Genomic DNA, 13,573 nt, shown 5'->3' with positions numbered 1-13,573 from the left:
GTCACGAGCAATGACTGCCAATCTTACACCGCTGCACGACTGTCAAAATCGCGGCGCGCCTCTTCTACCGCGTCAAGATTTTTAGCAGCCCAAACCCATACTCCGCAAAACGCAGCACTCAGCGTGATTCCCAGATCCGTTAGCCTGTACTCCACCTTCGGTGGCACGACTGGATATACGGTGCGCGCAACAAGGCCATCGCGTTCCATTGCGCGCAGGGTCTGGGTAAGCATTTTCTGACTGATGCCTTCAATCATCTCGCCAAGGCGACTGAAACGAAGCGGTGACTTTTCCGCGAGGACGTCCAGAATCAACATCGTCCATTTGTCGGCGACACGGCCAATCAGATCCCTCACCAGGGACGCAATCCGGGGATCAATATCGACTGGCGGAGTCAGGCTGGCGTAGTACTGTGCGGCCGCAATCTGCTCCTTGGTGAACCTGGACGCTCGTGCCATGACCACACTCTCCGTTTGGTAAGTATATGACTTTCGGGTGCCTTCTTTCCAATGGTGAGTATGCCCGTCAAACTACGTTCGTGCTCAACCAGGCAGGAGCAAACTGATGGAAATGATTGGAAGAACCGTGTTGATTACGGGGGGGACCAGCGGAATTGGTCTGGAGCTGGCGAAACAATTGACCGCCCGAGGCAATACCGTGATTGTTACCGGCCGCTCGCCCGAGAGGCTGGAAGCTGTGCAAAGGGCGGTACCGGGGCTCCACATTTGCCGGAGCGACGTCAGTGATCCTGCGAGTATCGAGTCACTGTACAAAACCGTTTCGGACAGGTTTCCATTGCTGGATACCCTCGTGAACAATGCGGGTACGATGCGCAACATCAAGCTGGCTCAGCCAAATCAGCTTGGTGATCTGATCACCGAGATTGATGGAAATCTTAAGGGGCCGATGTGGATGATTCAGGCGTTCCTCCCTTTGCTGCTCCGTCAGAAAAGCAGCCTGATTGTGAATGTATCGTCGGGTCTTGCGTTTATTCCTTTTCCTGCCGCGCCCATATACAGCGCGTCAAAGGCCGCGCTCCACGCTTATACGCAGTGTCTGAGAGCGCAACTGGAGGACTCCTATGTGTCGGTCGTCGAACTGGCCCCTCCAGGCACCGAGACACCACTGTTCCGGGGCGAGTTCGCGGAGGAAATGAAGGGAGAAAAGGGCATGGACGTGAGTGTGCTTGTCAGGCGAACCATCGCGGGTATCGAAGCTGGGAAAACAGAGATCCGCCCCGGGGCAAGCAACGTATTGAAAATTGCCAGCCGCGTCGCGCCGCACTTCATGTTCAGGCAACTGGTAAAGCTGGGGCGTCCGCGGTCTGGCGTCGGAACGTAATCACAATCTGGACACCTGAGCGCTTTACTGCATTCATCCCGTTCGGGACCTGCGTTCCTGGATCTCATCGGCACCTGTGCTTTGTCGGCGACCATACCGGCGTGGTGAGCAATGCATGACCCGTTTGAACGCAGCGCTAAATGACTTTTCGGATTCGTATCCCAGCGACAGTCCGATCTCGGCAATGGAGTCACGGGATTGCCTCAGCCTGTTTGCGGCTAGCGTCATTCGCCAGCGCGTCAGATAGTCCATCGGCGAAAGTCCGACGAGCTTTCTGAACCGGAGCGTGAAGGTGGTGCGCGACATGGCCGCTTCCCTGGCCAGCGTCTTTAGCGTCCATTTGGCTCCTGGGGTCTCGTGCATGGCATTGAGCGCTGCGCGCATACGCTTGTCCGCCAGGGCAAAAAGCCAGCCGACGCCATCGCTGTACCCCGAAGAAAGCTGCAGTCGTAGTCCTTCCACCAGCACCATGGTGGCCAGCTGTTGCGCGACGATGCCGCCGCCCGGCTGCGGCTCGCTCAATTCCTGTCTCAAGCGTTCGATACACCATCGCAACGTCGATCGCTCCGGCTCGTCGCGGATGTGGATGACCGGCGGGAGCATGTTCAACAGCAGATCGGCCTGACCATCGGCCAGAGCGCAGTAGCCGCCCAGGCCAAGGAATTCGCCCCCACCGTTGTGAGTGACGATACGGTCGCCCTTAGCCTGGGAGACGAGCGTACGAAAATCTATCGCTTCGGCTGCCGGATTGCTTGCGACGAAAAAGGGCCTTCCGCTGACCAGCAGGAAGCATTCTCCCTCCTTGATTTTCACGGGCGTGGTGTCGCCATCGACGGAAACCCAGCACTGTCCGCGCAGAACTGCATGAAATTTGATCCCGTCGAACGAGCCGAATCGCACCGCCCAATCGCCGCGTGCATCAAGGCCGCCGGACACATAGCTGCGCAGCTTCAGCAGTGACAAGACATCCGATAGAGGATCCATTGGAGAAATCGAACGATCGAATACTAAAAACGTACTGTAAGCCATGGATCGTTCCGCTTCAACGTCATAGCCTGCACTGCAACAAGGACCGGGCGCCCAAAATACCCAGCGCCAGTCATTGCACGGTGTCTTTGGATTGACACCCTTGCTGAGGTCTTCAATGAAAGCCGCTGTCCTGAATTCATTCGGCGCGCCGCTCGATATTCAAAGCGCGCCCGACCCGGTGCTCGGCACCGGCGAAGTGATCGTCGATGTGGCGGCCGCGCCGGTTGCGAGCTACGCCGCCCATGTCTTCAACGGCTCGCGCAACTACCTGTTGGAGCTGCCATTGATCCCGGGGCCGGGTGGCATCGGCAGGGTGCGGGCCACGGGCCCGGATGCGACTAGGCTGAGACCCGGTGACTGGGTGTTCGTCGACTCCACTATCCGCTCCCGGGACAATATCGCCAGCCCTGAACAGATACTGCTGGGCTGGACCTACCGGAGCCCAGCGGCGTTGCCGTTGCATCGCTACTTTCACCACGGCTCGTTTGCGGAGCAGATGTTGGTGCCCACCGAGAACGCGACGCCAATCGGTCACATCGAGCCGTCGGACGCCGGGCGATGGATGGCCCTTGGACGGCTGCTGGTTCCCTTCGGAGGTTTAGTGGCGGGCGGTCTGCAGGCTGGCGAGACGCTGGTGGTCAACGGTGGAACCGGGGGCTTTGGTGGTGCGGGAGTCGCCGTGGCATTGGCAATGGGAGCGGGCCGGGTCGTCGTCACTGGTCGCAATCAGGAGACGCTGAAAGACCTTGTCCGGCGATATGGAAGCCGCGTGGGGATAGTCCAGTTCAGCGGCGATGAAGCGCGTGATCGCAAGTCGATTTGCGACGCGGCCGGCGGCCCGATCGACATGGTGCTGGATTTCCTGCCGCGTGAGGCGTCCGCCGCGCAGGTAAGGGCCGCGGCGTTGGCCGTCAGGTTGGGAGGGCGGGTGATCCTGATGGGTGGCCTGCGCGGAGGCGAAGGCGACCTCGGACTGAACTATCACTGGCTGATGCACAACGAGACGACGGTGCGTGGCGTGTGGATGTATAGCAGGGATGCCATCCCCCGAATGGTGCAGATGGTACGCGCCGGGCTGATTGACCTCGGGCAGTTTGAGGTAGCCGAGTTCGGACTCGATGACTCCAACGAGGCGGTGGCCTATGCGGCGGCCAATGCCGGACCGCGCCAACTGACTGTGCTTCGGCCTGACGGATACAAAGAAAACATAAGATAAACTTGCAAGCTTATCTGTCGTATTGTATCGTCAGTTCATGACGATCGATTCCGTACCTCCATTTGACATCCTCGCCAGGGACCTCACGACGGCCATCAGCCGCCTGGTGAGGCGCTTGCGCACCGAGGCCAACCCAACTGAGCTGGCTCTTTCACAGATGGGTGTTCTGTCGCGTCTGGAGCAAAGCGGCCCGATGACGACTGCGGAGCTGGCGCGCGCAGAACTGATGAAGCCGCAGTCGATGGGTGTGATCCTGGGAAGCCTGGAGCAGGAAGGACTGGTCAAGCGACAGCCTCATCCGACCGATCGCCGTCAGATTCTCTTCGTGCTGACCGACGCGGGTGTGGTGGTGCGAACGAGACACCGCGCCATGAAACGGGACTGGTTGGTCGCAGCACTCGGTGCGCTCGAACCGGCTCAGCGGGAAGCGCTCGTCGCGGCGATACCGATCATCCGGCAGATGGGCGATTCCTGACGCCATGTCGGCACCGCCGGAACAGGGGACGCAAGCCAACCAACTTCCTGTATTTAGGAGAACGACATGACTGTGAGTCAACTGGATTCGAGAACTGCGCTGATCGTCATCGATCTGCAGAAAATCGTTGCATCGATGCCCACCGTTCATCCCTTCGGGCAGGTGTTGGAGAACGCTGGTCGTCTCGCCAGGGTATTTCGTCAACATAGCCTTCCTGTGGTCCTGGTCAATGTCGTCGGAATGGCGCCTGGCCGAACGGAGCAGAGCCATTCCGGGCACGCGCTCCCGCCGGATTGGTCCGAATTGCTTCCCGAACTGAATCAGCAGCCGCAGGATCACCTCGTGTCCAAGAGAACGTGGGGAGCGTTTACCGACACCGGTCTTGACGATTACCTGAAATCTGCAGGCGTCACCCAGGTCGTGGTTTGCGGCGTCGCGACGAGTATCGGCGTCGAATCAACCGCTCGCCAGGCCCATGAGATCGGCTTTAACGTCGCCCTGGCTGTCGATGCCATGACAGACCTCAGCGCCGAGGCACACGCCAATAGCCTTGAGAGGATCTTTCCTCGATTGGGCGAGACGGGCACAACACGAGATGTTCTCGAACTCCTGTCGACGCGGAGCGTGTGAATGTCCTGGTTCCCCGTCGTCGCGTATTTTTTCGGCGGTTTCTTTTTGGCGAATGCCGTGCCACATGTCGTGAGCGGCATGATGGGAAGACCATTCCAGAGCCCGTTCGCCAGGCCGCCCGGAACAGGGCTTTCTTCCTCGACCACCAATGTGATCTGGGGCTTCTTCAATATTGTCGTCGGCTATCTGCTGGTGTGCCGTGTCGGTGATTTCACGTTAAGGAGTACGACCGACGTTATCGCCCTCGGTGCTGGCGCGTTTCTGATCTCATTGTTCTCTGCACGGCATTTTGGCCGGCTCAACGGCGGTCATGCGAAAAAGCTCTCCTGAAGTGGCCGATGCGGCAGACGATCGGATTGACCCCTCTGTCTGGAAAATCGCAGGCGTCGCATTGTTCGGAGCGTTGCTCGCACAGCTCGATGCGACGATCGTCAATGTCTCCCTTTCCAACCTTGCGACACAGCTGGACAGCAGCCTTTCCACCATCCAATGGGTCACGAGCGGTTACTTGTTGGCACTCACCCTGGTGCTGCCGTTGAATGGCTGGCTGGTCGACCGCATCGGCGCCAGGGCGCTTTATCTCTGGTGCTTCTCGGCGTTCACGCTGTGCTCGGCGCTATGCGGCCTCGCCTGGTCGGCTCCCTCGCTGATCGGCTTCCGGGTCTTGCAGGGAGTCAGCGGTGGCCTCCTGGCACCCATGACGCAAATGATGATCGCGCGTGCCGCGGGCAAACACATGGCCCGCGTGGCGGGCTATATGGCGCTTCCCGTCCTCCTGGCGCCAGTGCTTGGCCCCGTGATTGCGGGTGCCATTCTGCAATATGCGTCGTGGCGCTGGTTGTTTCTGGTCAATCTACCGATTGGGCTCGTCGCTCTTCTGCTGGTGCACCTGTTCCTTCCAGGCGATCGGTATGAAACGACGCGACGCAGGTTGGACTGGGTCGGCCTTGCGTTGCTCTCGCCCGGTCTGGTGATGTTTCTCTACGGTTCCGAGCGACTCCACGGTGCAGGGGGACGCCTCATTCTGGCGTGCGGCCTGCTCATGATGGGGGCTTTCCTCTGGTCCGCGCGGCAAAAGGGAGATAGCGCACTGATTGATCTGCGCCTGTTCCGGGGCAAGGTTTTTTCCGTCGCAGCCGTCACGCAATTCCTGTCGAACGGCGGCATGTTCGCCGGCCAGATGCTGATTCCGGCCTTTCTCATCCAGGCGTGCGGTCGAGCGCCTGGCGACATGGGCTGGCTGCTCGCGCCGCTTGGCATCGGCATGATCCTCACTAACCCATTCATGGGCATGCTGACGGACCGATTCGGCATTCGGTGCGTGTCCGCCGGGGGTGCCTTGCTCACGCTCCTCGCCACACTCCCCATGGTGTATCTGGCCACCCACGGGCTGAATCTTCTGGTGCTCATACCTGCGCTAGTTTTGAGAGGAATCGGCATGAGCGGCGTGGGTCTGCCATCGCTGAGCGCCGCCTATGCTTCGGTCCGTCAAGAGCGGATGCCCATGGCGACGACGTCGCTCAACATTGTTCAGCGTCTTGGCGGACCGACGATGACGACCCTATGCGCGACATTTTTGGCGTGGAAGCTAAAGTCGGTCGACGCTGGTCATGCGATTTCGAGTGCATACGGCGGGGCGCTTCTAATTCTCTGCGGCATCCACGCGTTCGCCTTTCTTGCAGCGGTTCAATTGCCACGCCGCCTCGACGACGTGACGATCCCTGGGTGAAAGGTAGATGCGGTCATGTAAGACATGCGCTGGGTCTTGTCATCGCGCGGCACCGATGCATACCTCTTCGCCGTTGTCATCGAATCGAAAACCTGAGTGTTGATTTTCACTGGGTACCGAACCGCCGCGAAACGATACTGGGTCAACAGCAACAGGTCGTCCTCGCGGCTTTCCGATCGATCGGTCCTTTCAGGCCAGACTGATCGTGGCGGTCGACGATGAACATTGGCAGGACATCGATCCGGCGAGCTGGCGTCTATCAACGGATCCTCGCGCATGATCGATGCACTCCACACGTGATCGGTGTCAGGTCGGTCCGATGGAAACCCCGCACCCGATCACTTTGCGGGGGCAGCGCACCTTTGGATACTTACCTCTGCCAGCGCCCGGAATACAGCCGGCGTGCGTTCCAGGCGGGCGATCGTCCGCGCGCCTTCGAGGGCGGCTACCAGGGCGGCTGCGGAAGAGGACGCGCGCGCGGGAGTGAAGCCGCATTCCCTGAAATGCTTCCTGATAATCCCGGTGGAGTCAGCAAATCCGCGCGCTACCCGTTCGGTCAGCTCAGCATCGAGCGCGGGCAATTCGTTCGCCAGGTTTTGCATCAGACATCCGTACTGGAAATCCGAGGCGACCATTTCGGCCGCGAATGTCCTGAAAATCTGACGGACAAAAGTCGGTGCATCACCGGTCGTATTCGCCGAGATGTTCCGTAGTACCGCAATCCGGTTCGCCACGTAATTGTCGATGGCTTCTTCGGCGAGTTGTGCCTTGCCGCGGGGAAAATGAAAGTAAAACGATCCCTTGGGCGCACCACTTTCTTCAAGGATCTGGGTCAGTCCCGTCGCAGTGTAGCCCTGGATGCGAAACAGCCGTTCGGCCGCGGCAATCGCGCGCGCGCGCGCGTCAGTCTTGCGTGTCATACCGGAAACGTACCACGTTTCGCTTGACCCGGCTATGGCAGTCGCCATACTATGGCGATCACCATATTCTGGATTTCAGCGATGCCTCTCGATCCATTGACGCCATCGATGTCCCGACGAGCCGTCCTGGCGATGGGCGCGGTCAGCCTGGTTGCCGCTTTACTTCGACCCGCCCGCGCAAACCCCACAGGAGGAATTGATTTGACTATGTCAACATATGGTGAGGGAACGCTTCCCAAGGGAGTCCGCTCGCGCATGATCCATGGCGTCAACGGGCTCGATGTCCATATTCTCGAGGCCGGTTACGAAAGGGCAGGCCGGCCGCTCGCACTGCTTCTGCACGGCTTTCCCGATCTGGCTTACGGCTGGCGACACGTGATGCCGATTCTTGCTGACGCGGGCTACCATGTCGTGGCGCCTGACCAGCGGGGTTTTGGCCGCACCACGGGTTGGGTGAACGACTATGACACCCCGCTGGCGCCCTTCAGCCTCCTGAACATGACGCGTGACGCCCTCGGTCTGGTTCTGGCGTTGGGGTATCGGCGCACGGCCATGCTCGTCGGGCACGACCTCGGTTCGCCCGTGGCGGCCTATTGCGCGGTAGCGCGACCGGACGTCTTTCCCTCGGTCGTGTTGATGAGCGCACCGTTCCCCGGCCCGCCGGCGCTTCCGTTCAACACTGTGGAAGGCGGGGTATCGCCGGTTCAATCGAACACGGGCAACCAGAAGCTGGCGGCCGCGCTGGCGGCGCTCGACCCGCCCAGGGAGTATTACCAGCAGTATCTGAGCAGTCGTCAGGCGAACCAGGACATGTGGCACCCGCCTCAAGGCTTACACGCGTTTCTTCGTGCACTTTTCTACGTCAAGAGCGCCGACTGGCCGGGAAACAAGCCGCATCCGTTGAAGGCGCTAACCGCCGCAGAACTTGCACAGATGCCCACCTATTACGTCATGGACCTCGGCAAGACGATGCCGGAGACGGTCGCTCCATTTCAGCCTTCCGCCGCCGAGGTGCTGGCCAGCAAATGGCTAACCGAGCCGGAACTTGAGGTGTACACACAGGAGTATGACCGCACGGGGTTCCAGGGCGCGCTGCAGGCTTATCGCGTCTTTTCCGATCCTGGCCTGAACGCTGAGTTGCGCCTGTTCTCTGGCAGGACGATCGATGTGCCGTCGCTCTTCATCGGCGGGAAGAGCGATTGGGGCACCTATGCGGCGCCGGGAGCGCTCGATCTGATGAGGACGAAGGCGACGACGGGAATGAGGGGCATCGAGCTGATTGACGGTGCCGGTCACTGGATACAGCAGGAACAGCCGGGTCGACTCAGCGAGCTTCTGCTCGCCTTCGTCAGAGAGGTGGGTGGGGCGGCGGATCACATTAGCCGTTAGGCCGCGGAATGCCTATCGCCGCTCTTGCCATTATTTGCGCCCAGCCTGGTCCGACCACGACGGATCTCTTCCTACACGGCAAGTCGCCCGAGTCGGTGGCTCTATTGGCGGCTTTGGACACTCGCGCGGCTCGGGAGCCCGATGACATCGGCGGCGAGCTTACGGCTCCACAGATCCAGCGCATCGGACAAAACCGGCAACGGAGTAGGCACGTATGCGCGGACACAGGTCGACCAACGGGATGCCAGGGAACGCATCATCGGCCCGGTTTCCTGCCATGGTGGGCGGAAGTCACAGGGCATAGTGTCGATTTGGCTCAGCTTGCTCGAGGCGTTCCCTGCGGGTCGCCGAACCAACGTGACGCGGCGTCGTGGACTTCCTGATCGTCCGGCGAGATCTTGCCCGCCCAGGCGACGACGCCATCGGGGCGCACGAGCACAGCGCTCAAGCCAAGCCGCTCCGTGGCGTCGCATGCGACATAGGTGATTCGCTCGCGCCAACGGCTGGCGAGCGTCCGAAGCGTTGGGCGCGAGTCGAAATCTAGCAGCAATCCACCGCCTGTCGTCAGATGATCACCAAGCCGCGTGCCATCAGCCAGTTCGAAATCTGGCACGCTACGACCGACGAGTGGGTGGCTCGCGCCGAGGTTATAACCGAGTCCCACACCCCAGACGCGTTCAGCAAAGTAGGTCGCGCCATCACGCGTCGCAATCAGGTCGCGGACGATAGCTCTGAGCGCTTGCGAACTCCGGCTCGGCCGCATCAGCGCGACCTGCGCTCGAGACCAGTCGAGTATCTGCTCGGCAAGGGGCCGCCGTTCGTGCTGATAGCTGTCGAGAAGTCCAGCGGCCGCATTGCCTCGAACTGTTGCGGCCAGCTTCCAGCCAAGATTCATCGCATCTCCTAGACCGAGGTTGAGGCCCTGTCCGCCGAGCGGCGAATGAATGTGAGCGGCATCGCCCGCGAGCAGTACGCGCCCCTTCCGGTACTCGGTCGCCAGGTAGGCCCGATCGGTCCAGGTGGTGGCAAGTCCGAGCGCCGTCACCTCGATCTGGGCGCCGGAGATACGGCGCAACACCGCCTGGACATGGTCGCGTGTGATCGGCTGAATCCGGTGAGAGGCGCCGCCGTCGAATTCGACCATCCTGATCATGTCAGGCAGGTCGAAGATGTAGGTGCCGTTGGACGTGTCGTGGTGACCTGGCTCGAGCATCGCCGGATCGGCGAGTTCGATCCGGGCGAAGTAGCCGGTGAACTCGGGGTCGGTGCCGATGAAGCCGAAGCGGGCCGCCTTGCGCACTATGCTGCGGGCGCCATCGCAGCCGACGAGCCAGCCCCCTCGGAATGTCTGACCACCGGCGTGGACAGTGACATCGTCATCTGTGACCTCCGCGCCCGAAACCCCAAGTCCGCGTCTGATCGTGACCCCTAGCTCCTCAGCGCGATCCGTCAGAATGGCTTCAATGCTCTCAACATCCGCGGCCATAGTGGCCGCCGAATGTGGCAGACGATAGGGCCACTGCGCCTGATCGATCTGGTCCATGAAGAAGTCGATGCCGGCGAAATGTCCGCCAGGCCTGCGCTCTTCCTTCATCCAGGAGGCTGCGGCCGCGATCTCTCCGTCGGGGATCCGGGCTTTAAGGGTCGCCAACAGGCCGCGTCTGCCGAAGCTTTCGATGGTCGGCACGGAGAGGCCGCGCAGTCCGAATGGAGCCCGCTTTAACGGCGTAGTCGGTTCATTCGCCCGTTCAAACACCTGCACCGAGCAACCGGCCAGGCGCAGCTCGCAGGCGAGGAGTAGTCCGACCGGACCAGCGCCAGCAATCAGAACATCGTGGTGTTCGGGGGTAGGCATATTCATGGTTTGGCTCCGTTGTCGACGTTCGACCGGAGCGTTTCTCGAACCTGAGACCCTCACGGACGAACCTAGGGGTGCCAAAGAAGCGCCCTTCGTTCGTCGTGGGGATCTCGTGCACGAGGCCAAAGACCAGAGCTTTCGTTACCGAAAGGACTTGGGCTTACCAAACCAAGTCTGCCTTTTCCGACGCTGGAAACATACCGCGGTGGCGATTGGTCCGCAAGCAACGGCGTGATCGATAAGGTAGCGAAGCGCGTGCATGCGCACGGCGCACGTCAGCACACAACAATCACCGTGTGTCCTCGCAAGCGCGTCGTCATTTGGCAACGCGTTTTTTCTTCTGCTGCGTGACGCATGAATATTTACGCGTCACGAAAATCCCCGTTTCACTAGTCATGACCGAGATCTTCGGTGGAAGCGGGTGGGCGGGCATCTTTCGGGGTTTCAATGACGTTTTCGCGATTGGCCGAACCCCATTCGGCCATGACAGCCATGACCGGACGAAGCGTCTGCCCCAGGGCGGTCAGGCGATACTCCGTTTTCGGCGGAATGACCGGGAATTCTTTGCGCGAGATCAGGCCGCAGTGTTCCAGTTCTCGCAGTTCCTTGGTCAGGATGCGATCGCTGACGGGCGGGCAAGCTCGTCGGATCTCCGAGAAGCGAAGTGGTTCATTCCGGACAAGCGCCCAGACGATTCGGGCTTTCCATTTGCCGCCCAGAATGCGCGAGGTAAATGCCACGGGGCACTTCGTTTCAAGTTTCATGGCAGCGATACTAACAAATAATTCCGTACTTGTTAAAAGTAAGTAACTGGATTCTCATGTATCCAGTTCGGGTATCACTCCCTTCATTTACATCCGGACTTGAGGAGCATGCATGAAAGCGATCGGCATCAATGCGTCCAGCCGCGGGTTGGCCGTGCTGGACCTTCCCACACCTGATACGCCGCCGCCCGGTCATGTGATCGTGGACATCGAGGCGTGCGCCATCAACCACGGCGACAAGCTGTTCTTGATGATGCCCGACGCGGCGGGCCGGGTTCTCAATGGATCAAACAGGGTATGGGGCGCGTCCGCGGCTGGCAAAGTGGCCGCGATCGGTGATGACGTGCCGGAGGAGTTCCTGGGGAAGCCCGTGGCGCTTTATCGGTCACTTGGCACCGGTGCCGGGACGGTTGGGTTGTGGTCCGAAAAGGCGCAGTTGCCTTACACCAGCTGCGTAATCCTGCCTGACCAGGTGCGGACTCGCGACTACTGTGGCTCGCTGGTCAATGTGTTCACGGCCTATGCCTTCATGGAGCAAATGGTGGCCGAAGGCCATCATGGTGTGATCGCAACGGCGGGCGCCTCGGCGACCGCACTGGCCCTGGCCGCGCTGGCGCAAAAACGCCAGGTTGCGGTAATCCACCTCGTGCGTTCGCAGGCGCAATACGAGGAGCTCCGTCAACGGGGTCTTGCTCACGTCGTGGCAACCGATGACGACGGGTTCGAGGACCACCTGGGACAACTGGCCGAAAGCCTCGCAACCACCGCGGTGTTCGACGGGCTGGGCGGCGCCTTGATCAACCGCATTGCGCCACACGTGCCCATGAATACCTCAATCTACATCTATGGAACCCTGGATGTCTCGGTGCCCGTGACAATCCCGTCGCGGCTGTTCATGAGCAAAAATCTTGTCGTGAAGCGATTCAGCAACTTCAGCAGCGCTACGGCCACAGACGCGGCACGGCTGGCGGCAGCGATGGCCGATCTGCGCACTGTCATCGCAGACCCTTTGTTTCGAACCCAGATTGGCACAGCCTTCCGTTTCGAGGAGATTGAAGCTGCGATGGCCTATCAGGGAACCGCTAACGCGAGGGCAGTTCTTGTACCGCCCGCAGCCTCATTGAAGCAATGAGCATCCGTGCAGTGTCGTGCAAATCCGGGCGCTACTCTGACAGTTCGGCCAGCTGTGACACCTTGCTCGCCATCGGCTGATTGACGTTGGCGCCGTGATGGCTACTCGTCGCTTGTTCCCATGCTTCGACGCATTCCAGGGGAAAGACCATGAAAACAACCGGCAATACCATCCTCATCACTGGCGGCGGCTCGGGCATCGGCCGCGGGCTGGCCGAAGCCTTCCACGCGCTAGGCAACCAGGTCATCGTCACTGGCCGCCGGCGCGAGATGCTCGACCAGACGCTGGCCGCCAACCCGGGCATGCAGGCCGACGTGCTGGATATTCGCGATGGCGCCGATATCCGGCGTACCGCTGCCCGGCTGGTCGCCCAATTCCCGGCGCTCAATGCGGTGATTCACAACGCAGGAATCATGCGCACCGAGGATGTCCGCGAGCCCGGCACCGTGGATGCGGAGGAAACCATCTCCACCAACCTGCTCGGTCCTATCCGTTTGACCGCAGCCTTGCTGCCACATCTGCTGGATAAGCCGGACGCGACGATCATGACCGTGAGCTCGGGCCTGGCGTTTGTGCCGGGCGCCGTGACGCCCACTTACTGCGCCACCAAGGCCGCCATTCATTCGTACACACAGTCGCTGCGTTACCAGTTGAGCGACACCGGCGTGCAGGTGATGGAGCTGATACCGCCCTATGTGCAGACGGAACTCACGGGGCCCGCTCATGCGAGCGACCCCAATGCCATGCCCCTGAAGGACTTCATTTCCGAGGTGATGGGAATCATCCAGAACTCCCCTGAGGCCACGGAAATCTGCGTGGAGCGGGTCAAACCTTTGCGTAGCGCGGTCACGGGCGCCGATTACGACGCGTTCTTCAAGCGCTTCAACGATGCCCGCTCAGGACCCACCGTGGCCCGTTGGAAGGGCGCCGCCGGGCGAGGTAAGTGGCGCTAGACATCAGGCAAATCAGCGCGTCAACGGCCTCGATGTCCATATCCTCGAGACTGGGTTACGAAAAGCCCGGCCGGCCGCTCGCACTGCTTCTGCACGGCTTTTCCCGATCTGGCTTATGGCTGGCGACACCTCATGCC

General features: G+C 60.7%; 14 protein-coding genes. 9 read left to right on the top strand and 5 right to left on the bottom strand.

Annotated features, from left to right (window positions below; all coding sequences use genetic code 11):
* Nucleotides 1–23 precede the first annotated feature (23 nt).
* On the bottom strand, nucleotides 24–458 hold the full coding sequence (locus ACTJLC_RS11145; protein ID WP_440843930.1) for a winged helix-turn-helix transcriptional regulator: 435 nt from the start codon (nucleotides 456–458) through the stop codon (nucleotides 24–26).
* Between the two features lie 106 nt (nucleotides 459–564).
* On the opposite strand from ACTJLC_RS11145, the gene ACTJLC_RS11140 reads away from it, so the two are divergent.
* Nucleotides 565–1,341: an SDR family oxidoreductase gene (locus ACTJLC_RS11140; RefSeq protein WP_175705390.1), complete on the top strand. Its 777-nt coding sequence runs from the start codon at nucleotides 565–567 to the stop codon at nucleotides 1,339–1,341.
* 33 nt (nucleotides 1,342–1,374) lie between these two features.
* Here the strand turns inward: ACTJLC_RS11140 and ACTJLC_RS11135 are convergent, their stop codons facing one another.
* Nucleotides 1,375–2,370 carry an AraC family transcriptional regulator gene (locus ACTJLC_RS11135; RefSeq protein WP_440843927.1) on the bottom strand — a complete coding sequence of 332 codons (996 nt, stop codon included), beginning with the start codon at nucleotides 2,368–2,370 and terminating at the stop codon, nucleotides 1,375–1,377.
* A gap of 115 nt (nucleotides 2,371–2,485) precedes the next feature.
* On the opposite strand from ACTJLC_RS11135, the gene ACTJLC_RS11130 reads away from it, so the two are divergent.
* The 5 genes from ACTJLC_RS11130 to ACTJLC_RS11110 all read left to right on the top strand — a co-directional run bounded on the left by ACTJLC_RS11130 (nucleotide 2,486) and on the right by ACTJLC_RS11110 (nucleotide 6,420).
* Nucleotides 2,486–3,586 carry a zinc-binding dehydrogenase gene (locus ACTJLC_RS11130; protein WP_440843925.1) on the top strand — a complete coding sequence of 367 codons (1,101 nt, stop codon included), beginning with the start codon at nucleotides 2,486–2,488 and terminating at the stop codon, nucleotides 3,584–3,586.
* A 37-nt stretch (nucleotides 3,587–3,623) separates the two neighbouring features.
* Complete coding sequence (locus ACTJLC_RS11125; protein ID WP_440843923.1) at nucleotides 3,624–4,061, top strand: MarR family winged helix-turn-helix transcriptional regulator; 438 nt, start codon at nucleotides 3,624–3,626, stop codon at nucleotides 4,059–4,061.
* Between the two features lie 66 nt (nucleotides 4,062–4,127).
* Complete coding sequence (locus ACTJLC_RS11120) at nucleotides 4,128–4,691, top strand: cysteine hydrolase (protein WP_440843921.1); 564 nt, start codon at nucleotides 4,128–4,130, stop codon at nucleotides 4,689–4,691.
* Complete coding sequence (locus tag ACTJLC_RS11115) at nucleotides 4,692–5,021, top strand: hypothetical protein (protein ID WP_440843919.1); 330 nt, start codon at nucleotides 4,692–4,694, stop codon at nucleotides 5,019–5,021. It abuts the gene before it with no gap.
* Nucleotides 5,002–6,420: a DHA2 family efflux MFS transporter permease subunit gene (locus ACTJLC_RS11110; RefSeq protein ID WP_440843917.1), complete on the top strand. Its 1,419-nt coding sequence runs from the start codon at nucleotides 5,002–5,004 to the stop codon at nucleotides 6,418–6,420. Before ACTJLC_RS11115 ends, ACTJLC_RS11110 begins: the two co-directional genes overlap by 20 nt.
* A gap of 338 nt (nucleotides 6,421–6,758) precedes the next feature.
* Here the strand turns inward: ACTJLC_RS11110 and ACTJLC_RS11105 are convergent, their stop codons facing one another.
* A complete protein-coding gene (locus ACTJLC_RS11105) occupies nucleotides 6,759–7,340 on the bottom strand; it encodes a TetR/AcrR family transcriptional regulator (RefSeq protein WP_301766296.1) in 582 nt (193 codons plus the stop codon).
* Between the two features lie 255 nt (nucleotides 7,341–7,595).
* On the opposite strand from ACTJLC_RS11105, the gene ACTJLC_RS11100 reads away from it, so the two are divergent.
* Entirely contained in the window at nucleotides 7,596–8,729 is a 1,134-nt protein-coding gene (locus tag ACTJLC_RS11100; protein WP_175705383.1) for an alpha/beta fold hydrolase, read from the top strand.
* A 316-nt stretch (nucleotides 8,730–9,045) separates the two neighbouring features.
* Here ACTJLC_RS11100 and ACTJLC_RS11095 read toward each other — a convergent pair whose 3' ends face one another.
* Both ACTJLC_RS11095 and ACTJLC_RS11090 read right to left on the bottom strand, forming a co-directional pair.
* Nucleotides 9,046–10,584 (bottom strand): FAD-dependent monooxygenase, encoded by a 1,539-nt coding sequence (locus tag ACTJLC_RS11095; protein ID WP_440844034.1) that lies wholly within the window; start codon nucleotides 10,582–10,584, stop codon nucleotides 9,046–9,048.
* A gap of 392 nt (nucleotides 10,585–10,976) precedes the next feature.
* Nucleotides 10,977–11,351 carry a winged helix-turn-helix transcriptional regulator gene (locus ACTJLC_RS11090; RefSeq protein ID WP_175705381.1) on the bottom strand — a complete coding sequence of 125 codons (375 nt, stop codon included), beginning with the start codon at nucleotides 11,349–11,351 and terminating at the stop codon, nucleotides 10,977–10,979.
* 112 nt (nucleotides 11,352–11,463) lie between these two features.
* Here ACTJLC_RS11090 and ACTJLC_RS11085 point away from each other — a divergent pair, with 112 nt between their 5' ends.
* Both ACTJLC_RS11085 and ACTJLC_RS11080 read left to right on the top strand, forming a co-directional pair.
* A complete protein-coding gene (locus ACTJLC_RS11085; RefSeq protein ID WP_440843914.1) occupies nucleotides 11,464–12,483 on the top strand; it encodes an alcohol dehydrogenase catalytic domain-containing protein in 1,020 nt (339 codons plus the stop codon).
* A gap of 149 nt (nucleotides 12,484–12,632) precedes the next feature.
* On the top strand, nucleotides 12,633–13,436 hold the full coding sequence (locus ACTJLC_RS11080; RefSeq protein WP_440843912.1) for an SDR family oxidoreductase: 804 nt from the start codon (nucleotides 12,633–12,635) through the stop codon (nucleotides 13,434–13,436).
* Nucleotides 13,437–13,573: the final 137 nt, after the last annotated feature.

It is taken from the genome of Paraburkholderia sp. 22099, assembly GCF_052045835.1.
In the GTDB taxonomy this organism is placed as follows: domain Bacteria; phylum Pseudomonadota; class Gammaproteobacteria; order Burkholderiales; family Burkholderiaceae; genus Paraburkholderia; species Paraburkholderia terricola.
This window is presented reverse-complemented; position numbering and strand designations above follow the sequence as displayed.

Bases quoted from the DNA above. Each gene is read 5' to 3' on its own strand.
- ACTJLC_RS11145 (WP_440843930.1), bottom strand. From the start codon at position 458: ATGGCACGAGCGTCCAGGTTCACCAAGGAGCAGATTGCGGCCGCACAG.
- ACTJLC_RS11140 (WP_175705390.1), top strand. From the start codon at position 565: ATGGAAATGATTGGAAGAACCGTGTTGATTACGGGGGGGACCAGCGGA.
- ACTJLC_RS11135 (WP_440843927.1), bottom strand. From the start codon at position 2,370: ATGGCTTACAGTACGTTTTTAGTATTCGATCGTTCGATTTCTCCAATG.
- ACTJLC_RS11130 (WP_440843925.1), top strand. From the start codon at position 2,486: ATGAAAGCCGCTGTCCTGAATTCATTCGGCGCGCCGCTCGATATTCAA.
- ACTJLC_RS11125 (WP_440843923.1), top strand. From the start codon at position 3,624: ATGACGATCGATTCCGTACCTCCATTTGACATCCTCGCCAGGGACCTC.
- ACTJLC_RS11120 (WP_440843921.1), top strand. From the start codon at position 4,128: ATGACTGTGAGTCAACTGGATTCGAGAACTGCGCTGATCGTCATCGAT.
- ACTJLC_RS11115 (WP_440843919.1), top strand. From the start codon at position 4,692: ATGTCCTGGTTCCCCGTCGTCGCGTATTTTTTCGGCGGTTTCTTTTTG.
- ACTJLC_RS11110 (WP_440843917.1), top strand. From the start codon at position 5,002: ATGCGAAAAAGCTCTCCTGAAGTGGCCGATGCGGCAGACGATCGGATT.
- ACTJLC_RS11105 (WP_301766296.1), bottom strand. From the start codon at position 7,340: ATGACACGCAAGACTGACGCGCGCGCGCGCGCGATTGCCGCGGCCGAA.
- ACTJLC_RS11100 (WP_175705383.1), top strand. From the start codon at position 7,596: ATGATCCATGGCGTCAACGGGCTCGATGTCCATATTCTCGAGGCCGGT.
- ACTJLC_RS11095 (WP_440844034.1), bottom strand. From the start codon at position 10,584: ATGCCTACCCCCGAACACCACGATGTTCTGATTGCTGGCGCTGGTCCG.
- ACTJLC_RS11090 (WP_175705381.1), bottom strand. From the start codon at position 11,351: ATGAAACTTGAAACGAAGTGCCCCGTGGCATTTACCTCGCGCATTCTG.
- ACTJLC_RS11085 (WP_440843914.1), top strand. From the start codon at position 11,464: ATGAAAGCGATCGGCATCAATGCGTCCAGCCGCGGGTTGGCCGTGCTG.
- ACTJLC_RS11080 (WP_440843912.1), top strand. From the start codon at position 12,633: ATGAAAACAACCGGCAATACCATCCTCATCACTGGCGGCGGCTCGGGC.